The 20634-nt window shown below is 61.5% G+C and carries 17 protein-coding genes; 12 read left to right on the top strand and 5 right to left on the bottom strand.

The annotated features are described in order from the left end of the window. The first annotated feature begins 47 nt into the window (after nucleotides 1–47). The 4 genes from AC07N6_RS13375 to AC07N6_RS13360 all read left to right on the top strand — a co-directional run bounded on the left by AC07N6_RS13375 (nucleotide 48) and on the right by AC07N6_RS13360 (nucleotide 5704). On the top strand, nucleotides 48–1493 hold the full coding sequence (locus tag AC07N6_RS13375) for an aldehyde dehydrogenase family protein (protein ID WP_494781495.1): 1446 nt from the start codon (nucleotides 48–50) through the stop codon (nucleotides 1491–1493). A gap of 35 nt (nucleotides 1494–1528) precedes the next feature. Next, entirely contained in the window at nucleotides 1529–2641 is a 1113-nt protein-coding gene (locus tag AC07N6_RS13370; protein WP_494781496.1) for a zinc-binding dehydrogenase, read from the top strand. 139 nt (nucleotides 2642–2780) lie between these two features. After that, a complete protein-coding gene (locus tag AC07N6_RS13365) occupies nucleotides 2781–3812 on the top strand; it encodes a TRAP transporter substrate-binding protein (protein WP_494781497.1) in 1032 nt (343 codons plus the stop codon). Between the two features lie 71 nt (nucleotides 3813–3883). Continuing rightward, nucleotides 3884–5704 (top strand): TRAP transporter large permease, encoded by a 1821-nt coding sequence (locus AC07N6_RS13360; protein WP_494781721.1) that lies wholly within the window; start codon nucleotides 3884–3886, stop codon nucleotides 5702–5704. A 231-nt stretch (nucleotides 5705–5935) separates the two neighbouring features. On the opposite strand, the gene AC07N6_RS13355 is transcribed toward AC07N6_RS13360, so the two are convergent. Both AC07N6_RS13355 and AC07N6_RS13350 read right to left on the bottom strand, forming a co-directional pair. Next, nucleotides 5936–7348 carry a four-carbon acid sugar kinase family protein gene (locus AC07N6_RS13355; protein ID WP_494781498.1) on the bottom strand — a complete coding sequence of 471 codons (1413 nt, stop codon included), beginning with the start codon at nucleotides 7346–7348 and terminating at the stop codon, nucleotides 5936–5938. Nucleotides 7349–7350: 2 nt separating this feature from the next. Continuing rightward, on the bottom strand, nucleotides 7351–8628 hold the full coding sequence (locus AC07N6_RS13350) for a ribulose-bisphosphate carboxylase large subunit family protein (protein ID WP_494781499.1): 1278 nt from the start codon (nucleotides 8626–8628) through the stop codon (nucleotides 7351–7353). Nucleotides 8629–8887: 259 nt separating this feature from the next. Between AC07N6_RS13350 and AC07N6_RS13345 the strand changes: the two genes are divergently transcribed. Beyond that, nucleotides 8888–9793 (top strand): LysR substrate-binding domain-containing protein, encoded by a 906-nt coding sequence (locus AC07N6_RS13345; protein ID WP_494781500.1) that lies wholly within the window; start codon nucleotides 8888–8890, stop codon nucleotides 9791–9793. Nucleotides 9794–9804: 11 nt separating this feature from the next. On the opposite strand, the gene AC07N6_RS13340 is transcribed toward AC07N6_RS13345, so the two are convergent. Next, nucleotides 9805–10563 (bottom strand): SDR family NAD(P)-dependent oxidoreductase, encoded by a 759-nt coding sequence (locus tag AC07N6_RS13340; RefSeq protein WP_494781501.1) that lies wholly within the window; start codon nucleotides 10561–10563, stop codon nucleotides 9805–9807. 239 nt (nucleotides 10564–10802) lie between these two features. Between AC07N6_RS13340 and AC07N6_RS13335 the strand changes: the two genes are divergently transcribed. From AC07N6_RS13335 to AC07N6_RS13310, 6 genes are all read left to right on the top strand, one after another. After that, nucleotides 10803–11315, top strand: a complete 513-nt coding sequence (locus AC07N6_RS13335; RefSeq protein ID WP_494781502.1) for a GNAT family N-acetyltransferase — start codon at nucleotides 10803–10805, stop codon at nucleotides 11313–11315. Between the two features lie 189 nt (nucleotides 11316–11504). Next, the gene (locus AC07N6_RS13330) at nucleotides 11505–12887 is read left to right on the top strand and encodes an MFS transporter (protein ID WP_494781503.1); all 1383 of its coding nucleotides are present in this window, start codon (nucleotides 11505–11507) and stop codon (nucleotides 12885–12887) included. A 31-nt stretch (nucleotides 12888–12918) separates the two neighbouring features. Then, complete coding sequence (locus AC07N6_RS13325) at nucleotides 12919–13851, top strand: hydroxyacid dehydrogenase (RefSeq protein ID WP_494781504.1); 933 nt, start codon at nucleotides 12919–12921, stop codon at nucleotides 13849–13851. A 47-nt stretch (nucleotides 13852–13898) separates the two neighbouring features. Next, entirely contained in the window at nucleotides 13899–14591 is a 693-nt protein-coding gene (locus tag AC07N6_RS13320; RefSeq protein WP_494781505.1) for an RraA family protein, read from the top strand. A gap of 92 nt (nucleotides 14592–14683) precedes the next feature. Beyond that, entirely contained in the window at nucleotides 14684–15973 is a 1290-nt protein-coding gene (locus AC07N6_RS13315) for an MFS transporter (RefSeq protein ID WP_494781506.1), read from the top strand. Continuing rightward, nucleotides 15954–16874 (top strand): SMP-30/gluconolactonase/LRE family protein, encoded by a 921-nt coding sequence (locus AC07N6_RS13310; RefSeq protein ID WP_494781507.1) that lies wholly within the window; start codon nucleotides 15954–15956, stop codon nucleotides 16872–16874. The genes AC07N6_RS13315 and AC07N6_RS13310 overlap by 20 nt, the downstream gene beginning before the upstream one ends. Here the strand turns inward: AC07N6_RS13310 and AC07N6_RS13305 are convergent. Both AC07N6_RS13305 and AC07N6_RS13300 read right to left on the bottom strand, forming a co-directional pair. Then, nucleotides 16862–17761: a LysR family transcriptional regulator gene (locus AC07N6_RS13305; RefSeq protein WP_494786260.1), complete on the bottom strand. Its 900-nt coding sequence runs from the start codon at nucleotides 17759–17761 to the stop codon at nucleotides 16862–16864. The genes AC07N6_RS13310 and AC07N6_RS13305 overlap by 13 nt on opposite strands. A gap of 235 nt (nucleotides 17762–17996) precedes the next feature. Further along, nucleotides 17997–18902, bottom strand: a complete 906-nt coding sequence (locus AC07N6_RS13300) for a LysR family transcriptional regulator (RefSeq protein WP_494781509.1) — start codon at nucleotides 18900–18902, stop codon at nucleotides 17997–17999. A 234-nt stretch (nucleotides 18903–19136) separates the two neighbouring features. Here AC07N6_RS13300 and AC07N6_RS13295 point away from each other — a divergent pair, with 234 nt between their 5' ends. Then, nucleotides 19137–20513: an MmgE/PrpD family protein gene (locus AC07N6_RS13295; RefSeq protein ID WP_494781722.1), complete on the top strand. Its 1377-nt coding sequence runs from the start codon at nucleotides 19137–19139 to the stop codon at nucleotides 20511–20513. Nucleotides 20514–20634 lie beyond the last annotated feature (121 nt).

Below are 20634 nucleotides of genomic sequence, written 5' to 3'. Positions count from 1 at the left end.
ACCGCCGCAACACCACTACAACGATCGAGACATCAGGAGGCATCACCATGGCTGTACCAGCCCAGACCATCTTCATCAACGGCGCCTGGAGCGCCGCAGAATCGGGCGCGTCCATCGACGTGCGCAACCCTTCCGACGGTGAAGTGTTCACTGCGATTGCGCGCGGCGCCAAGGGCGAAGTCGAGCGCGCAGTGCAGGCCGCGCGCCGCGCGCTGGCAGGCGCCTGGGGCAGCATGGCCGGCTTCGAGCGCGGCCGTATCCTGGCCCGGCTGTCGCAACTGATCCTGGACAGCGAAGAAGACCTGGCGCAGCTTGAGGCGCGCGACACCGGCAAGCCGATCAGCCAGGCCCGCACCGACATCAAGGCCACTGCCCGCTACTTCGAGTTTTATGCCGGCGCCTGCGACAAGATACTGGGCGACGTGCTGCCGTTCCTCGACGGTTTCCAGGTGACCGTCCAGCGCGAGGCGCGCGGCGTGGTGGGCTTGATCATCCCGTGGAACTACCCGGCATCGATGTTCGGCCGCACGCTGGGCCCGGCGCTGGCGACCGGCAATACCGCCATTCTCAAGCCGGCCGAAGACGCCAGCATGAGCTGCATCCGCCTGACGCAACTGGCCGCGCAGGCCGGCTTGCCGGCGGGCGTGCTCAACCTCGTCACCGGCTTGGGCGAAGAGGCCGGCGCGGCCTTGTCGAGCCATCCGGATGTGGATTTCCTGTCCTTCACCGGCTCGCCGGAGGTGGGCACGCTGATCCAGACTTCGGCGGCGAAGAACCATGTTCCATGCGTGCTGGAGCTGGGCGGGAAATCGCCGCAGATCGTCTTCGACGATGCCGATGCCGAACTGGCCGCCAGGACGATTGTCGGCGTCATCACCCAGAATGCCGGGCAGACCTGCTCGGCCGGCAGCCGCGTGCTGATCCAGCGTTCCATCTACGACCGTTTCTCGGCGCTGCTGGCTGAAAAGATGGCCGCCATCCGCGTCGGCGCGCCGGCGGCCGACCTGCAATGCGGCCCGGTCATCAACGCCACCCAGGCCGACAAGGTCAAGGGATTCATCGAACGCGCGCGCAAGGACGGCATCAAGGTGCTGGCGCAAGGGAGCATGGATGCCAGCGCGGTGAAGACGGGTTACTTCGTGCCGCCGACCTTGTTCGGCCCGGTGCCGATCACGCATGAACTGGCCCAGGATGAAGTGTTCGGGCCGGTGCTGGCCGCCATTGCGTTCGAGGACGAGGCCGAGGCAATTGCCATCGCCAACGGCACCGAATACGGCCTGGTGGCAGGCCTGTGGACCGAGAATGGCGCGCGCCAGATGCGCGTGGCCAAGAAGCTGCGCGTCGGCCAGGTATTCATCAACAACTACGGCGCCGGCGGCGGCATCGAACTGCCGTTCGGCGGCGTCAAGCGCAGCGGGCACGGCCGCGAAAAGGGCCTGGAAGCGCTCAAGGAATACACCGTCGCCAAGACCATCGTGCTGCGCCACGGTTGAACAGAACAACGCCATCCCATCAGGAGACAGACTGCATGACACCCATTCCGGAGTTTTCCCGCGCGGCCGTGCTGCGCGAATTCAAGGCGCCGCTGAAGATCGAAGAAGTGCCTGTGCCGCGCGAGCTCGAACCCAATGCCGCCATGGTCAAGATCGAGATGTGTTCGATCTGCGGCACCGATATCCATTTGTGGCAGGGCTCCCTGTCGCTGAAGGTTAACCTGCCCGTGATCATCGGCCATGAAATGGTGGGCCGGGTGATCCGCGCCGGCAAGGGCGTGGAGACCGACTCGGTCGGCACGCCGCTGAAGGTCGGCGACCGGGTGGTCTATACCCATACTTCCTGCGGCGGCTGTTACTTCTGCACCACCGCGCGCAAGCCGACGCTATGCACCAACCGCCGCGCCTACATGTATGAAAACATCGAGCAGTCGCCTTACTTGCTGGGCGGGTTTTCCCAATACGGTTACGTGCTGCCGCAGTCCGGCCGCTTGCGCGTGCCGGACTCGGTGCCCAATGAGTTGGCCAGCCTGTCGAGCTGCGCGCTGCGTTCGGTGATGAACGCTTTTTCGCAACTGGGCGAGATCGAGCCGACCGAGACCGTCCTGATCCAGGGCGCCGGCCCGCTGGGCCTGCTGGCGACGGCCAATGCCCGTGTCCGCGGCGCCCGCAAGATCATCGTGGTCGGTTCGCCGGCGCCGCGCCTGGAGATGGCGCGCCAGTTCGGCGCGGATGTCTGTATCCCGGTGGAAGGCACGACGCCGCAGGAACGCCTGGACCTGGTGCTGCAGCACACCGAAGGGCGGGGCGCCGACATCGTCATGGAGTTCACCGGCGCGCCATCGGCCTTCAATGAAGGCCTGGCGCTGGCCCGCAAGGGTGGCCGTTACCTGGTGGTCGGGCAGTTGGGCGAAGGCGCCACCACGATGCAGCCGTCGATGATCGTCAAGAAGAACCTGCAGGTGATCGGCTCGTTCTCGGGCGATGCGCGCAGCTATTCGCTGGCCTTGCAGTTCCTGGAGAAGCACCAGGACGATTTCCCGTTCCAGAAAATGATCACCGGCCGCTACCAGCTCGATGAGGTCAACCTGGCGCTGGAGCGCATGAAGAATTTTGAGGAGATCAAGCCCGTGATCACCGTCGACTGAGCGATGCCGACAGCACCGCGATAGAGGAAAAACGCATACCAAGGTAGGGAGACAGCCGATGCTGCGGCAGGGTACCGCTTTGCCGTCGCCAGGCACATAAACGCTGACAACGGTCGGCAATTACATCAAGGAGATAGCAATGACTTTCGATCGCCGCAAATTCCTCATCACCGGGGCAGGTTCCGTCGCGTTGGCCACATCCGGCGTGATGGGCGCACCCTGGATTCGCCGTGCACATGCGGCCGAGTTCACCTACAAGGTCGGTACTGACTTGCCGGCTTCGCACCCGCTCAATACGCGTATCCAGGAAGCGGCCGATGCCATCAGGAAGGAAACCGATGGCCGCATGGAAATTCGCCTGTTCCCCAACAACCAGTTGGGCGGCGATCCCGACATGTTCGCCCAGTTGCGCGCAGGCGCACTGGAGTTCTTCACCTTGTCCGGGGTCAATGCACTGTCGGCGCTGGTGCCGAAGACGGCGATTTCGGGCGTCGGCTTTGCCTTCAAGGATTACAACCAGGTGTTCTCGGCGCTGGACGGCGAACTGGGCGCCCACCTGCGCGGCCTGATCAACAAGGCGGGACTGGAAGTGCAGGACAAGATCTGGGATAACGGCTTCCGCCAGATCACCAGCAGCGTCAAGCCGATCGCCACGCCGGGCGACCTGAAAGGCATGAAGATCCGCGTTCCGCCGGGACGCGTATGGATCTCCTTGTTCCGGGCCCTGTCGGCGGCACCCACTTCGATCAGCTTCAATGAAGTGTATTCCTCGCTGCAGACCAGGGTGGTGGAAGGCCAGGAGAACGCACTGGCGGTGATCGATTCGGCCAAGCTGTTCGAAGTCCAGAAGTATTGCTCGATGACCAGCCACATGTGGGATGGCTTCTGGTTCCTGGGCAATCGTAATGCCTGGCAGAAGTTGCCCTCCAGCGTGCGCGACGTGGTGTCCAGGCATCTCAATGCCCATGCGATGAAGCAGCGCGAAGATGTCGCCAGGCTGAACGCTTCGCTGCAAAAAGACCTGGAGGCGAAAGGCTTGGTCTTCAACAAGCCCAACATCGATGCCTTCCGCGATGTGCTCAAGAAGGGCGGTTTCTATACCGAGATGCAAAAGACCTTCGGCGATGAAGAGTGGTCGTTGCTCGAAAAAGTCACCGGGAAACTGGCATGACTCCGGCCATCGCTGAAGAGTTCGCCGCTGCGCGCGGCGGCGAAGCAGCGGTTGCCGGGCCGCCGCATTCCATGCCTGGCTGGCTCAAGCGCATCGACCATGCGCTGGGGCTGATGGTGGCCGTGCCGGCCGCGCTGCTGGTGCTGGCGGAGATCGTGCTGCTGTTTTCCGGCGTGGTGATGCGGTATGCCTTCCACAACCCGTTGTCCTGGGGCGATGAACTGGCGGCGATATTGTTCCTCTGGCTGGCGATGACCGGCGCCGCCACCGCCTTGCATCGCGGTGCGCACATGCGGATGACGGCCATCGTCAACCGCGCGGGAAAAGAGTGGGGCAAGATCTGGGACAACGTCGCCCTGATGTCCAGCATGCTGTTCCTCGGCCTGATCCTGGCGCCGGCATGGGCCTTCATCAGCCAGCAATGGGGATTGGTGACGCCGGCGCTGGAGTTCAACGATGGCTGGCGCGTGGCCGGGATCATGTATGCGGTGCTTTGCATGCTGGCCATGTGCATCGTCCGCCTGCTGGCGATCGGCTGGAAGCAGATGCTCGGCGGCATCTGCATGGTGGCGCTGGCGGTGTTCGCGCTGGAGTTCAGCGGCCCGCTGCTCAAGGACCTGGGCAACCTCAACTTGCTGATCTTCTTCGTCGGCGTGGTCGGCTTCACGGTGCTCAGCGGCATGCCGATCGCCTTTTCGTTCGGCCTGGCGACGTTCTCCTATTTGTCGCTGTCGACCACGATGCCGCTGGAAATCGTGGTCAGCCGGATGGACGAGGGCATGTCGCAGCTGCTGTTGCTGGCGGTGCCGATGTTCGTTTTCCTCGGCTTGCTGATCGAGATGACCGGCATGGCCAAGGCGATGATCAATTTCCTGGCCTCCTTGCTGGGGCACGTACGAGGCGGTTTGTCGTATGTGCTGGTGGGCGCGATGTACCTGATCTCCGGCATTTCGGGGTCGAAGGCGGCGGACATGGCGGCGGTGGCGCCGATCCTGTTTCCCGAGATGACCAAGCGCGGGGAGAAGCCGGGCGAGCTGGTGGCATTGCTGTCGGCTACCGGCGCCCAGACCGAGACGGTGCCGCCGAGCATTGTGTTGATTACCATCGGTTCGGTCACCGGCGTGTCGATCTCGGCGTTGTTTACGGGCGGCCTGCTGCCGGGCCTGGTGCTGGGGCTGGCCTTGTGCATCCTGGTCTGGTGGCGCGCCCGCAAGACGGTGCCGTCGGCGGCGCGGGCCTCGGGCCGCGAAGTCGGCAGCACCTTGCTGGTGGCCATCCCGGCGCTGGCGCTGCCGGTCGTGATCCGGGTGGCGGTGGTCGAAGGCGTGGCCACCGCCACTGAAGTGTCGACGGTGGGCATCGTGTATGCCGTCGTTGCCGGCCTGTTGCTGTACCGCACCTTCAACTGGAAACGCATCGGGCCGATGCTGGTGGAAACGGCGGCCCTGTCCGGCGCCATCCTCATCATTATCGGCACCGCCACGGCGATGGCATGGTCGCTGACCCAGTCCGGCTTTTCGCACAACCTGGCGCTGTTCATGGAGAACCTGCCGGGCGGCGCGATCGGTTTCATGGCCATGTCGATCGTGCTGTTCGTGGTGCTGGGCAGCGTGCTGGAGGGGATTCCCGCCATCGTGCTGTTCGGGCCGCTGATGTTCCCGATCGCCCGCGAGGTGGGCATTCATGAGGTGCAATACGCGATGGTAGTGATCCTGTCGATGGGCCTGGGCTTGTTCTCGCCGCCGTTCGGCGTCGGCTACTACGGCGCCTGCGCGGTCAGCAAGACCCATCCCGATGCCGGCATCAAACCGATCATCGGCTACATGGTCGCGCTGCTGATCGGCATCATCGTGGTCGCGGCCATACCGTGGATCTCGATCGGATTCCTCTGATACCGGAAACACATCCCGCAGCTTGGTATGTGGATTTGGCGGCAACTCCGGTTGCCGCCTTTTTTTATGTGCGCCGGACCGGCGGAGGAAACAGTGCGGGAAATGGTACGGGAAGCGGCGCGGGAATCGACGGGAGAATCGGCACGACCAAGCGATACCCGCCGGACTGGGCCGGACGGGTATCAGCGGAGGCGGGAAAATGGAGAGGGAAGAGGCGGTGGCGACGATGCTTCAAAGGTTGCCGCGCAATGCCGTGACGAAGAAATCGGCATTGCCCATCTGGCCGCCTTTCAGGGAAATTTCCAATCCGCGCAGTTCTTCCTTGTCGGAGATGACCTTGCACAATGGGGCGCCCGGCGCCAGCTTGGCCGAGATTTCCAGCGCGTCCGGCCCCAGCACCTGCGTGATCTGGCTGGAGGTGTCGCCGCCGGAGAGGATCAGGCGCCGCAGCGGCGCCGCCTTGAGGATGGCTTGCGTGAGCAGCCCCAGGCGCTGGCCCAGCAGGCGTCCACCCTGGTGGCGCGCCTGTTCGCGCTCCATGCCGCGCTGCGCCAGGCTGGCGATCATGGCATCAATGCGCGCATCCCCGGGGCCGCGCGCGGTATGGATGATGACGCTGCGCCCGGCGTGCAACGCGGCGACGGCCCGTCGCGCCATCATCGCCTGCGCGTCTTGCCAGGTGTCGTCGCCCACCAGCGCGGTCGCGTCGACGGCGATCTCTTCAAAGCCGGCATCGATGGCGGCATCGACTTGCTGCGCGCTGAGCGGCGAGGCGCTGCCTGAGACGGCCAGGATGCAGGCGGCGGCATCGACATGCCGGTAACTGCGGCTGGCTTGCGGCAAGCGGCCTTGCGATTGCCACCATTGGGTCAGGGCATATTCCAGGCCTGAAGAGCCGACGGCGAAGAGCGTTTTGCGCGATGCCTGGCGCAACTTCGCTTCACGCTCCAGCAGGCGTCCGAGTTCGGTCAGGTGGCCGCTGCTGGCGGTATCGAGCAGCACGGCGCCGCCGCCGCCGGCAAACAGCGCATCCAGTTCCCGTTCGCGCGCCTGCGGCGCAAGTTCGAATAAGGGCAGGTGGAAATTGCCGATCGGCAGTGAGGTTTGCCGGCCCAGGTGCGCGGCCAGGTCGCCTTCATCCATCGGCGTGACGGGGTGGCGACGCATGATGGGATGGCGGTCGATACGGTAGACCCGGCCGTCGGTGCCGGAACGCGCGAACAGGTTCCCGAACAGGCAATAGCGCTGCAGCGCCGGCGTGCCGGCAACGATGGGAATCGCATCTGCGCCGATCTGGGCGCGCGCGATCTCCATGACCCGGCCGATGCTGCCGATGGCCGGCGAACTGTCGAAGGTCGAGCACACCTTGTAATGCACGATGGGCGCATCCAGGGCGTGCAGCGCCTGGAATACCGGCGGCAGGGCGACATCCATTTCCGCCGGCGACATGCCGCGGCTGTCGCCGGCCACGCCGATGGCGTCGAAGCCGCCCAGCCGCTCCAGCATGGCCGGCGTGGGCGTTTTCAGAAAAAGCGCGCAACGCAGTCCGGAGAAGGCAAGCACTTCGAGCGCATCGGTCGAGCCGGTGAAATCGTCGCCATAGAATGCCAGGCGCAAGGCCGGGGGTTGTCCGTTGTCGCGCATGCTCAGTCCTTCTTGAAATAAGCCAGTGCCGCCTTCAACGCCGGACGGGTCTGGGCATATTGTTCCAGCGAGACGCCTGACACTGCCGCTTCCCATCCTTCCTTCATGCTGGCCACACCCGCCGCGATGCCTTGCGGGTGCCCGATGATGCCGCCGCCGGCCAGGTGCATCAGGTCGGTGGACTGCAGCAGGCGGTACAGGTCGGGCGCTTGTCCGGCCCATTGTCCGGAGGAAAACACCGGCATCAGCGGCCGGGTGCCGGCGAAACCGGCCAGGCAATGCCTGGCCGAAGCGATCACGGAATCGTCCGGTTCCCAGAATTTGCCGCGCAGGCCGTTGACGTGCAGATGATCCACCCCTGCCAGGCGCCACAGCTTTTGATAGGCGGTGAACGAGAAACCGAGATGGGGAAAGCGCGTGAACGCGCCCCAGCCATTGCGGTGGCCGTGGATCGGCAACTGCGTGTGGCGGCGCAGATGCTCTACCCCGGCAAAGCCGACCCAGTTGGCGCTGACCATCACGCAGGTGCCGCCGGCGGCCAGCACGGCGTCATGGCGCTGGCGCAGCTCTTCGATGCTGCCTGAGATATTGATGGCATACATGGGCATGCGTCCCAGGCGGTCGGCATGGCGCTTGAGCACTGGCATGACGGCTTGCAGGCGGGCGTCGAAGCTGGCGTAGTCGGGATCGGCCAGCAGTTCGTCGTCCTTGATGAAATCGATGCCGGCCGCGCATAGCGCATCGACCATTTCCGCCGTTTGTTCTGGCGACAGGCCGATGCTCGGCTTGATGATGGTGCCGACGATGGGGCGGCCATGTACCCCGGCGAATGTGCGTGTGCCTTCGATGCCGAATCTGGGGCCGGGAAAGCGCGCGGCGTAATCGTCCGGCATGTCGATGTCGAGGATGCGCAGGCCGGTGATCTCGCCCAGTTCGAACAGGTTGCCGGCGACGGTGGCCAGCAGCGAAGGCAGGTTGGCGCCGACATTGGCGCACGGGAAGGCGATTTCTATTTCACCGCGATGGAATACGCCTTGATGGCCGTTGCGTTCGGCGTGGGCGCTGCGCAGCGACGGCTCCATGGCCGGCGGTAGCATGGCGACATGGGTGACGCGGGCGCGCGAACGCTGCTTGAGCTCTTCGGTTTCACCGGGCAGGGAAAGAAAAGTCCCGCTGGATTGTTCGCCAGCGATGATTTCCGCCGCCTTCGGAATGGGGACGGTGCTTTCGACGAAATAGCGGGCGATGAATTCTTTGCGTGGAGGAGATTGGTTTGGCATGTCGGCTACGGGTTATTGGCAGCGCCGTATGGTGTTGTCGTATGGCGCAGCAAGGTCGTCTCTTGTCGTTTGAGTTGGGATGGCGCACACCGGGCGGCCAGTGTCGAATATAAGATTGACCGTCAAAAGCATCAAACGATATGATTTCTGGACGCCCTGCAAAAAACTCACAATAGCGAAGACAGGCCACACCAGGATTGCCCGTACCACCGTCTCTGCACGACACAGCCGGGCATGCAGAACAGAGGAGACATGCCAGATGGCATATGTTGCGCCAACGCGGATACCCCGCCCGTCCCTGAATGCGCTGCGCGCGTTTGAAGCGACCGCGCGCTTGCGCAGCTTCGGCGCCGCGGCCGAAGAGCTGTCGGTCACGCATGGCGCGGTGAGCCGGCATATCCGCTCGCTGGAAGACACGCTGGGTGTCATGCTGCTCATGCGCAACGCTCATTCGACCGAACCTACCCCGGAAGGCGCGCGGCTCGCGGAAGGGCTGTCGCGCGCCTTTAACCTGATCCAGGCCAGCGTGGAACAGGTCAAGCCGGGGCCGCTGATCCTCTCCTGTTCCGAGTCCATCATGATGTATTGGCTGCTGCCGCGGCTGGCGCAGTTCCACGACCAATATCCGGACATCAAGGTCAGCTTCAACATGAACCATGGCCATGTCGATTTCGCGCGCGACAACGTGAGCGTGGCGATCCGCATCAATACCATCGAGCCGCCGCGCGACATTGTTCCCATCGAGCTGGTGCCGGAGTGGATCGGGCCGGTGTGCACGCCGGAATACATGCGCTCATCCAGCCTGCGCAGCCCGGCTGATTTGGCCCGGGTGCGCTTGCTGGCCACCAAGACGCGCCCGCAAGCCTGGCAAGAGTGGTGCGATGTTTCCGGCCAGACAGAAATACAGCCCGCCATCGCGGAAGCCTTCGAGCATTTCTATCTGCTGATCCAGGCGGCGAAATGCGGATTGGGCGTGGCCAATGTCCCGCGCATGCTGGTGCGCGACGAACTGCGTTCGGGCGCCCTGGTGGCGCCGTTCGGCTTTGTGCCGGGGCCGCACCATCTGGTGCTGTGGGTGGCGCCGCATATGGCCGGACGCCACCAGAGCGATGCGCTGGTGGCGTGGCTGAAGCAGGAACTGGATGCCGCTGAAGGCGCCGCCTGAGCCGTGCTTTCTTACATCGCCGAACCGCCGTCGGCGTTGTAGACCGAGCCGGTCACGAACGACGATTCATCCGACGCCAGGAAGGCCACCACAGCGGCAATCTCGCGTGGCTGTGCGCCGCGCGCCAGGGGCGTGGACGCCATGATGCTATCGATGAAACCGGCCGGCTTGGTTTCCAGCTGGCGGGCCACGAAATCGGTCAGGGTGAAAGCGGGCGCGACCACGTTGGCGCGTACGCCGGTCTTGGCAAACTCGCGGGCGATCGATTTGGTCATGGCGATGACGGCGCCCTTTGAGGTGGCATAGGCCGCCGTGCCCAGCATGCCGCCGCCGCGGATGCCGGCGATCGAGCTGATGTTGACGATGGCGCCGCCGGTCTGCCTGACCATGTGCGGCAATACCGCCTGGCAGCACAACCAGGTTCCGGTGGTATTGACTTCCATCACCTTGCGGAATTCGGCAGGCGTGATGTCGAGGAAGGGTTTGGCGCTTTCCAGTCCGGCGCTGTTGACCAGCGCATCGATCCGTTCCCACTTGCCGATGACCGTCTCGGCCATCCTGGCCACGCTGTTTTCATCCGACACATCGACTGCCACGGCCATCGCTTGCAAGCCTTGCGCCTGGAAATGTTGCGCAGTTGCCCGGGCGGCATCTTCGCGCAGGTCGGCAATAACCACGCGGTAGCCGCGTTGGGCCAGCGTGAGTGCGGATGCTTCGCCGATACCGCTGGCGCTGCCGGTAACGATGGCGACTTTGGTATTGTTCTCCATGTTTTTTCTGGGTAGGTATTGGGTTGATGAACGACGCGCGCAGCCTGAAGCCGTCACGTCTACGCCGCATCTTAGGAGATGGGTATGCGGCGGGCAAACGATATGAAATCCCGGTAATGTGAGAAAAAGTCACCGGCGGGAATGGCATGGCCGTCGCCTGAATGCGGCCAATGTCCTTTTCCTGCGGCATGCGGGATGCGAAAATCCGGGATGGAACATCTGAACCAGGGTAAAAATAAATGAGAGACGAAATCAAGATCCGCCCGGAAGACCATGCCGACATCGGCGCAATCAGGGATGTCACAGAAGCGGCATTCAGGCATGCGGCGTATTCCAGTCACACGGAGCACTGGATTGTCGATGCCTTGCGGAGAAGCAATCAGCTATCCATTTCCCTTGTGGCTGAGCTCGATGGAAATATAGTCGGCCATGTCGCCATTTCCCCCGTCAGCATTTCGATCGGAGTGGCTGGGTGGTATGGCCTCGGCCCGATTTCCATATTGCCTGAGCACCAGGGAAAAGGCATTGGTTCCGAGCTGATGAGGGCGGTGCTGTCCGAACTCAAGGCAAGCAATGCGCAAGGATGTGTCGTCCTTGGCGATCCCAACTACTATGGCCGATTCGGGTTCAGCGTTCATGAAGGGCTTTTTTATCCGGGCGTCCCACCGGAATATTTCCAGGCGCTTGCGTTTGATGGAGATATTCCAAGCGGAGAGGTTTCTTATCATGACTCGTTCAATGCGACAGAATAGCGAGAAAGAAAAGCAAAAAGGCCAGTCACTATGACTGGCCTTTTTGCTTTGTGCGGCCAGAAATACGGCTCATGAGATTTCCGACTATCCGGGCATCGATATATTTCACTCCCCGCAGGCGCACCGCTTGCTCTAGCATCTCTCCCCAATATGGTCCGCAATGGATGGGCCGATAAAAAGAGGAGAGACATGTCTACCGCTGCTTCCAATAAGCGCACCGGCTATCGCTGGCTCGTGCTTGTCATGATTTACATCACCTACATGATTGCGGGCGCAGACCGTGCAAACATCGGGGTGACCATCCCTGAAATACGCAAGGACTTTCATCTCAGCAATACGGATGTTGGCGCACTTGCCAGCCTGTTTTACATCACATACGCGCTGATTCAGATTCCGGCCGGCTATCTGTTCGAGAAATTCGGGATCCGCAAGATTCTGGTCGGCTCCATGGTGCTTACGTCGGTGGCGACATTCTTCACCGGCAGCGCCGGCAGTGCCTTCCAAATCAAGGCCTCTCGCGCCATCTTGGGCGCCGCAGAGGGCCCCATCAATATCGGCATCGTCTCTACCATCAACCGCTGGTTCCCTCCGCATGAAAAGGGCTTGGCTACCGGCGTGTTTATGTCCTCCATCAAGTTTGCGCCGGCATTTGTGCCGCCGCTGTGCGCCTGGCTGATGCTGCATTACGGCTGGCGAGAGGTCTTCTATTTCTTCGCAATCCCGGGTTTCCTGAGCGCCTTCCTTTGGTATTGGCTGGTGCGCGACGACCCCGCTGAAGTGAAGAAGTGCTCGCCGGAAGAACAGGCGTACATCAAGGACTCGGCTCCCCTGGGCGCCCCTGCAGATGCCGGCAAGGTCGCGCCGCGAACACAAGGCGGATGGCTGGATAAGGTGATTCGCGTTCGTGAAATCGACCTGCTGAAGACGAACGGGGAGATCCTGCGCTCCTGGAACGTTTGGGCCTGCGCACTGGGCTACTTCTTCATGGTTGGCATCACCTACGCCATCATGACTTGGGTGCCCACCTACCTGGTCTCGGTCAAGCACTTCTCCATCATGAAGATGGGGATCGTCGCCTCCGCTCCGTGGGTCGGCGCTATCGTGGGTAATTTGCTGGGCGGCTGGCTGTCCGACAACTTCTTTGAAAAACGCCGCAAGCCCGTGATGATTATCACGTCCGCGGCGACGGTGGTGATGATGTACACCCTCATCGCCGCGCCTAGCGAGCCGATTGCTCTGGCGGCCTTGTTCTTCCTCGCTGGCGTGCTCCTGAACCTGGGCTACTCGACCTTCCTGGTCTACCCGATGGGTATTGCGACCAAGGAAAAGGTCCCGTTCGCCGCATCCATCGTCAACTTCGCGGGCTCCCTGGGGGGCGCATTCACTCCATTCATCGTTGGCGTCATCCTGGACAACTTCAATTGGGACTGGGTGTTCGGTCTGCTGGCGCTGAGTTCCCTGATTGCCTTCTTCCTCGTGCTCAGCATGATTGAGCCCAAGCCGCGCAGCGCGAATGCGCCATCCGTCGCAAATGAACCAGCTGGAAGCATTGGCAAGGTGGCTCAAGCCTAATCCGTATTGTTTATCACTTGTAGGGCAGCAAATGGCAATCTTCATCATGGACCGCATCGCGCCTGAAGCGGTGGCGCAACTCAAGCAGCAACACGATGTAGTCGACTTTCCTGAATCACGCGAGCGTGACTGGCGCAACGAGGCCGATGCAATGATTGTCCGCACTTTCCAGGTCCGTGCGCCCGACTTGGCGCAGGTCAAGCGCCTGAAGATTGTTGCGAAGCATGGCAGCGGTGTGGATAACATCGATATCGCCGCCGCCGCCGCCAAGGGCATTCTGGTCACCAACACGCCTGGCGCGAACGCTGATGCGGTGGCGGAATATGTGCTGGCGCTGGCACTGTCTGCCGCTCGCCGTGTCGCGCTCTCCGACCGCAACTTGCGCAACAGCGTGAGTGGGCTGGTGCAAGATGGCCTTGAACTGGGGGGCAAGACGCTGGGCCTGATCGGTCTGGGCGACATCGGCAGCCGCACCAGCCGGCTTTTCAAGGGGGCTTTCGACGCCAGGGTTCTGGCATACGACCCATACGCCTCTGATGAAGTGTTTGCGGCGGCCGGCGCCGTCAAGGTGGCCGATATCGACGCCATTCTGAATGCGGCGGATGTGGTGAGCCTGCATGTGCCGCTGTTGGAAAGCACACGCAACCTTATCAGCACCAGGCAGCTGGCTGCCATGAAGCCGACGGCTATCTTGGTGAATGCGGCGCGCGGTGGCGTCGTGGATGAGGCTGCGCTGTACCAGGCGCTCAAGAACGGCGTCATCGCCGGCGCAGGCAGCGACGTATTTGAGGTCGAGCCGCCGCCGGCGGACCATCCGCTGTTCTCACTCCCCAATTTTGTCGGTTCCCCTCATGTGGCAGGCAGCAGCCGTGATTCGCTGCTGCGCATGGGTAGCGGCGCCGCACAAGCATGTATCGACGCATTGGCCGGCCGACAGCCGGCTCACGTCCTGAGCGCCAAGTGACGTTCGGGCGCCGATTTCTCTATTCCCAGCCACAATAGGACCTATTGATGAAGACCAAGAAATTTGACAACGTTGCCCAATTCGAACGCGTACCAGCTGACCAGGTCGCGAAGGCGAGTGAGTTCCAGGCCGCCATCCTGTGTGACGTGGCCGGCCGCCGCGGCGCCCTGAATGCCCGCGTGCAGCCGTTGGTGCCATCGATGAAGCTGGCGGGCCCGGCTTTCCCGGTCGAAGTGCGAGGCGGCGACAACCTGTTGTTCCACGTGGCGCTGGCTCTGGCCAAGCCCGGCGACATCATCATCGTGGATGGCAAAGGCTATGAATCCAGCGCGCTGTTCGGTGAACTGATGGTGACCCAGGCACACGCTGCAAAGCTCGGCGGCTTCGTGGTCGATGGCGCCGCCCGCGACGTCGATACCCTGAACCAAGGGCCATTCCCGGTGTTTGCCGCAGGCCGTAACCCCGCAGGACCGACCAAGGGACTGGACGGCCGTATCGGCACTGCAATCTCGATCGGCGATGTCGCCGTGGAGCCGGGTGACCTGGTCGTCGGCGATGCCGATGGCGTGGTCGTCATCCCCCGCCGTGACGTGCCGGCCGTCCTGGCCGCCGCCGAAAAGAAGGTGAGGGCAGAAGCGCAACGCATCCAGGAAATCGAAGACGGCATTCTCGTCTCTCCGTGGCTGGACGATGCCCTGCGTGCGGCAGGCGTCATCGGCGCGGACGAAACGCTGGCATAAGCGCTAAAAAGCGTTGCCCTATATCGGCGCCGGGGTTTCCACCCGGCGCCGGTAATGCATAAGAATGAGAAGAATATTCAACGGAGACAATCATGCGCAAGCACTACTGGATTTATTTATTCCTCATCACCCTCACCACCGTCAACTATATCGACCGTATCGCGCTGTCGATTGCATCGAGCCAGATTAGCAAGGAATTCGGGCTCGATCCGGTGATGATGGGTTATCTTTTTTCTTCGTTCCTGTGGCTGTATGCCGCCGCGCTCATCCCGGTGGGGATGATTGTTGACCGCTTCGGCACCCGCGTTGTCAATGCCTGGGGCATCGGTTTGTGGTCTGTTGCCACAGCCTTGACGGCAATGACAGGAGGATTTTTCTCGTTGCTGATGACTCGCGTCATCATGGGCTTGGGCGAGTCGACGACCTATCCCGCCGGCGGTCGCGTGGTTCGCGAGTGGAGCCCTGCTCGTGAGCGCGGCATCGCAACATCGATTTTCCATGCGGGTAGTTTGTTGGGCCCCGCTATCGGCGCAGTTGGCTTGGGGTGGGTGGTCAATGCCTACGGCTGGCGTATTGCATTCGTGCTGGCATCGGCAATCGGCTTCGTCTGGCTGGCCGCCTGGCTGATTTGGTTCCGTCAACCGGAGCAGGCCAGTTGGCTGTCGCCGGCAGAGCGCGAGCAATTGCTGCGTGACCGCGATTCCAATGTGGGGCAGCTTTCCACCGCGCCTCAAACCAAACTGGGCTTGCGCGCTCTGATGCGCTCCCCGACCTTGTGGGCAATTGCAGTAGCACACGGTTGCGCCGTTTACGCGACCTACCTGTTCCTGACCTGGTTGCCGAATTACCTGCAAGCCGAAAAGGGCCTGACCATCATCAAGAGCGGCGTGTATACCGCAATTCCCTATGTCGGCGCGGCCGTTCTGGGTGTCCTGATTGGCCGCTGCAGCGACCGGTTCCTGGCAGGCGCCGACTTGAGTCAAGGCAAGCGCCGGCTCGTGGTGGTCGGTTGCTTGTTGCTGTCGGCCTTGGTGATGTTGGTGCCGTACGTGAACGAACTCTGGCTCATCATGACGTTGCTGACGCTGTCGCTCACGGGCTGCACCGCGGCGGTCGCTTCCAATATCTCGCTGGTCAACGACCTGTTGCCTTCCAAGGAGGATTCGGGCTCGGCGATCGCATTTATCAGCACCGGCGGTAATATCTTCGGTATTGCGGCGCCTATCGTGACTGGTTACGTCATCTCGATTTCCCATGGCTATCAAGCGGGATTCGTCATCGCCGGGACCTTGTTGGTCGCGGGTGCGCTTATTACGTTGCTGTTCGTGAAGCAGCTGAACAAACCGAAGCAAGGGGACCAGCATGTTCTTCGCACCGCCTGAGACCATCAACGCCGAATTGTTCGCCCTCTATCCCGAGGAGCTCAGGACCGGCGCCGAGAGCGAATGGAACAAGAACCAGCCGGCAGGGTTGGGCGCCTCCAGTTTCCTGGAAGGGCCATCCTTCGATAAAAGCGGCGTGCTTTGGTGCGTCGATATTGTCAACGGCCGCATCCTGAATGTGGACCCGGCGGGTAACTTCTCGGTTGCCGTCCAATACGACGGCTGGCCGAATGGCCTGAAGATTCGCGATGATGGCCTGGTGTTCATCGCCGACTACAAGAACGGCATCATGATTCACGAGCCTGGTTCGAAGCTTGTGAAGCCCTATCTGGAACGCGCCGGCATCGAACGGTTCAAGGCGGTGAACGACTTGTTCTTTGCCGCCAACGGCGACCTGTACTTCACCGACCAGGGCTTGACCGGCCTGCACGACCCAACCGGTCGGGTGTTCCGGGTCACCGCCAAGGGGCGCATTGACTGCTTGCTGGACAACGTGCCCAGCCCGAATGGCCTGGTGATGAACCAGGCGGAGAACACGCTTCTTCTGGCGGTAACGCGCGCCAACGCGGTCTGGAAAGTGCCGCTGACGGCCAATGGCGGGGTCTCGAAGGTCGGCACCTTCATCCAGCTCTCCGGCGGCGCCGGCCCGGATGGCCTTGCTCTGGACGACCGTGGCGGGCTCTTGGTCGCCCATGCCGGGCTAGGATCGGTCTGGGCCTTCGATGTGCACGGGGAGCCGCGGGCTCGCATTAAGACGCCGAACGGCATGTTGTCGACGAACCTGGCCTTTGGCGGGCCGGAGAACCAAGACATCTATATCACTGAATCCGCAAGCGGCTGCATTATGCGCGCGCGTTGGGATACGCCAGGCAAGTCGATGTTCTCCCATCAGAATCCGTAAGTCAGCGAATAGTCGACTTCCTGTTGTGCCAAGCGGGCCAAGGTTGGCACGAGGGAGCGGGTGTCGTCGCTGCGCCAGCGGAAGCAGTATTCGATGGATGGTAGCGGTGGGTCGCACTGGAAGGCGTTCAGCTTGCGCTGGTCGACCATGGGCTGAAGAAAGTGCCGGGGCAGAAAGCTGATGCCGACATCGGCGATAGTCAGGCCAACAATGGCACTGAGGCTATTGCAGGCCAAGACGCGGCGCGCCGGTACGCCGTGCTGCGCGGCCCAAAGCTGGAAGGATTCGGTCAGCCTAGACTCGCTCGTCATCGTGATGATGGGATGCTTCTGGATATCCTTCTTGGTAAGGATCTTTCCTGCGCGAATCCGTTTCGGCGAGGACATCCAAGCGAAGTCCAGGGTGGCGAGAGGTATCGACGAAAGAAGATTCGTATCCGACGCGGTACGGGGAAGAATCGCAAAATCCAATTCGCCCCTAAGAAGTTTCTTTTCCAGGGCCGAGGCCAGGTCAATATAGGGTTCCAATACCAGGTGCGGGTGGTTCACGTTGACTTGCGAGACAAACTTTGGGAACCAGGTAAGAGCGGTGAGCTCGCTAACGCCGAATCGGCAATTTCCGGTAAGGGGCTGGGGGGTACTCAACAAGGCTTTGAGTTCTCCTTCCATGACCAGCATGCGATGAGCATGGTCGAGAATTCGCTGGCCATGTTCGGTGAGTACGGAGCGCTGGGCAGAGCGGTCGAAGAGGGAGGCCCCGAGCGACGTCTCCAGTTCAGCCAGTCTTTTCGACAACGTGGACTGGGTGATATTGAGCCGGTGAGATGCCACGGCAAAGCTCCCAAGGGTGGCCGCCCAATAAAAGGCTTCCAGCTGCTTCAAGGTCATAGTTTCAATGCCGGGGTGGTTGGAGAATGGTCGAGCTATTTTATCCACAAAATCTCATGGACAAGAGCCCAGTTGCGCATGTCGCTGGCTCCAATGGCGCAAGCGGATGGCTTGTGGAGCATTTTCCGCAACGGGAAACTGTTTCCGGGTTCCGGGGACGCTAGCGCCAGGGCGCCTGCGGCTCCCGCTCTTTCTATCAACATCGCTGTAGATATGTTGGGTGCCGTATCGGGCCTTATTTGAGCCCAACGATTCGCCGAGCGTGCGCATAAATCGCGTCGTACAGCTGTTGCGCCGCAGGTGACAAGGCAACGCCGCGCCGACGAATAAGCCCCATTGTCCGGTGTACTTCTGGTTTCGTCAGTTTGATCGATTTGAGCTTGGGATGAGTATCCGGTGGCATTGCCAGCCGCGGAACGACAGCGATGCCGACTCCTGCCTCTACCAAGCTGATGACGCTCATGACATGGCGAACCTCACAGAACGCGCGAGGCAATTCCGGGACTTCGGCGAGCGCGAGGTCTAGCAAAAAGCGATTGCCGCTAGCCTTGGCTACGGAGATGTAGTCGTATTTGCCCAGCTCTTGCCAGCTCACTGAACGGCGCGAAGCCAGGGGATGGTCAGGATGGCACGCGGCAACGAATGGTTCTTTCAGAATAGGGGTGAACTCGATGTTCCCTTCTTGGGCGCCGACGTAGTTGAGGCCGAAGTCTGCTTCGCCGCGCGCCACACACGACAACGTCTCGCTGGCGCCTTCATCCACCACGCGCACCAGGATGCGCGGGTATTTCCGATGGTACTCGCTCAGCACGGCCGGCAAGAAATGCCGGACGGCAGATGGAACACAGGTGAGGGTGACCTCGCCATTCATGCGTGTGGCCACCTCTGTAATGCCCAGTAGTGATTCATCGAATCCATTCAGGAGCTCGCGTGCCTTACGGGCAAAATCGCGTCCGTGTGCCGTAAGGTCGACCCGACGGGTGGTGCGCTCCAGGAGCCGGACTCCAAGTTCTTCCTCCAATTTTGAAATGCGTCTGGACAGGGCGGATTGCGACAAGTGGATATCTTCCGCCGCGGCGCTGAAATTGCCGCGCTCTGCCACTGCGACGAACGCTCTCAAGTCGCTCAATTCGATATTCATGTGCTGTATGCATAAATAGGTGTGATATTTGCAATTCTAATTGCAATTGCCTTCGTGGATGATGATTGCTCTCGCAACAAGATGCGAGCCAAGACCAATAGACCTGAGGAGACCAATGCAATGAATACGATCAACCGTCGTTCCATGCTGAAAGCGAGTGCCATGGCATCCCTAACCGCTGCGGCTGGCTTTGCCAAACTTGCCGCAGCTGCGCCTGAGTCGCAGGGGACGGCGATGCCGGCTGCTACCGCCGGCGAGGCGAAGGCAGGCCAGGATGTGACCCGGATCCTGGCGCGTTACCTGGTCAACGCCCGATACGAGGATTTGCCAGCGAAAGTGCGTAAAGAAGGCGTTCGCACGTTCTTGAACTGGATGGGCGTGGCTGTGGGAGGCTCCCGGCATGAGACCGTGGAATGTGCCGTCGCGGCACTGGCGCCGTTCTCCGGGCCGGCGCAAGCGAGTCTGCTTGGACGCTCGGAGCATTTTGACATCATGAACACCGCGTTCGTGAACGGCGTCTCCAGTCACATCTTCGACTTCGATGACACGCACCTGAAGACCATCATTCATCCCGCAGGTCCGGTGGCGTCTGCGTTGCTCGCGCTATCCGAGTACCACCCAATCACGGGGCGTGAGTTTCTCAATGCGCTGGTGCTCGGCGTGGAAACGGAATGTCGCATCGGCAACTCTGTGTACCCCAATCACTACGACGTCGGCTGGCACATTACCGGCACTGCGGGCGTATTTGGTGCCGCGGCGGCAGCTGGCAAGGTGTTGGGGCTGGACGAACAGAAGATGGTCTGGGCCCTGGGCTTGGCCGCCTCTCAGCCGGTAGGCTTGCGCGAGTCCTTCGGTTCCATGAACAAGAGCTTCAATCCCGGCCGTGCCGCGAGCAACGGTTTATTCGCCGCATTGTTGGCTGCACGTGGATTCACCAGCTCGGACGGCATGATTGAGGCAAAGCGCGGTTGGGCCAACACTATCAGCACAAAGCAGGACTACCGTGAAATCACCGATGGTCTGGGCCAGCGATACGAGGCAGCACTCAACACTTACAAGCCGTTCGCCTGTGGCATCGTTATTCATCCGGCGCTGGATGCGGCCATTCAACTGCGAAACCAATATCAATTGAAGGCCGACCAGATCGCATCTGTTGACCTTAAGGTGCATCCGCTGGTCATTGAGCTGACTGGAAAAAAGACGCCGCGTATTGGACTGGAAGGGAAGTTCAGCATCTACCATTCCGTAGCCGTGGCGATTATCGAAGGTGCCGCCGGCGAACGCCAGTACAGCGACAGAGCGGTTCAAGACCCAACTGTTGTAGCTTTGCGTGAACGCGTGAACGCCACTATCGACCCTGCCATCAAGACTGAGCAAGTGGATATGACCATCACCCTCAAGGACGGCCGCAAGCTGCATAAATACATCGAACACGCTATCGGAAGTCTGGAAGTTCCGATGAGCGACCAGCAATTGGAGGTCAAATTTACCGACCTGACGAAGGACATCCTGCCGGCAAACCGAGTGCGCGCGTTGCTTGATGCTTGCTGGAATTTGGAGCAACAATCGAACGTTGGCGAGGTGGCGAAAATGGGGACGAAGGCAGGCTGATGCCATTCTGAGGTGCGTTAAGTATTCTCTCAATTGCCTCAACGGGGAGAGTCGGAGATGAGAGGGCTGCCGCAACACTGGAAATCTCCGTACGGCGAGCAAAAAACTGTTTCAACTGCTC

The organism is Herbaspirillum sp. GW821-FHT09A12, assembly GCF_059418325.1.
This window is presented reverse-complemented; position numbering and strand designations above follow the sequence as displayed.

Coding starts and splice junctions, on each gene's coding strand:
- AC07N6_RS13310 (WP_494781507.1), top strand. CDS start 15,954: ATGTTCTTCGCACCGCCTGAGACCATCAACGCCGAATTGTTCGCCCTC.
- AC07N6_RS13335 (WP_494781502.1), top strand. CDS start 10,803: ATGAGAGACGAAATCAAGATCCGCCCGGAAGACCATGCCGACATCGGC.
- AC07N6_RS13300 (WP_494781509.1), bottom strand. CDS start 18,902: ATGAATATCGAATTGAGCGACTTGAGAGCGTTCGTCGCAGTGGCAGAG.
- AC07N6_RS13305 (WP_494786260.1), bottom strand. CDS start 17,761: ATGACCTTGAAGCAGCTGGAAGCCTTTTATTGGGCGGCCACCCTTGGG.
- AC07N6_RS13295 (WP_494781722.1), top strand. CDS start 19,137: ATGCCGGCTGCTACCGCCGGCGAGGCGAAGGCAGGCCAGGATGTGACC.
- AC07N6_RS13375 (WP_494781495.1), top strand. CDS start 48: ATGGCTGTACCAGCCCAGACCATCTTCATCAACGGCGCCTGGAGCGCC.
- AC07N6_RS13320 (WP_494781505.1), top strand. CDS start 13,899: ATGAAGACCAAGAAATTTGACAACGTTGCCCAATTCGAACGCGTACCA.
- AC07N6_RS13340 (WP_494781501.1), bottom strand. CDS start 10,563: ATGGAGAACAATACCAAAGTCGCCATCGTTACCGGCAGCGCCAGCGGT.
- AC07N6_RS13325 (WP_494781504.1), top strand. CDS start 12,919: ATGGCAATCTTCATCATGGACCGCATCGCGCCTGAAGCGGTGGCGCAA.
- AC07N6_RS13370 (WP_494781496.1), top strand. CDS start 1,529: ATGACACCCATTCCGGAGTTTTCCCGCGCGGCCGTGCTGCGCGAATTC.
- AC07N6_RS13345 (WP_494781500.1), top strand. CDS start 8,888: ATGGCATATGTTGCGCCAACGCGGATACCCCGCCCGTCCCTGAATGCG.
- AC07N6_RS13350 (WP_494781499.1), bottom strand. CDS start 8,628: ATGCCAAACCAATCTCCTCCACGCAAAGAATTCATCGCCCGCTATTTC.
- AC07N6_RS13315 (WP_494781506.1), top strand. CDS start 14,684: ATGCGCAAGCACTACTGGATTTATTTATTCCTCATCACCCTCACCACC.
- AC07N6_RS13365 (WP_494781497.1), top strand. CDS start 2,781: ATGACTTTCGATCGCCGCAAATTCCTCATCACCGGGGCAGGTTCCGTC.
- AC07N6_RS13355 (WP_494781498.1), bottom strand. CDS start 7,348: ATGCGCGACAACGGACAACCCCCGGCCTTGCGCCTGGCATTCTATGGC.
- AC07N6_RS13330 (WP_494781503.1), top strand. CDS start 11,505: ATGTCTACCGCTGCTTCCAATAAGCGCACCGGCTATCGCTGGCTCGTG.
- AC07N6_RS13360 (WP_494781721.1), top strand. CDS start 3,884: ATGCCTGGCTGGCTCAAGCGCATCGACCATGCGCTGGGGCTGATGGTG.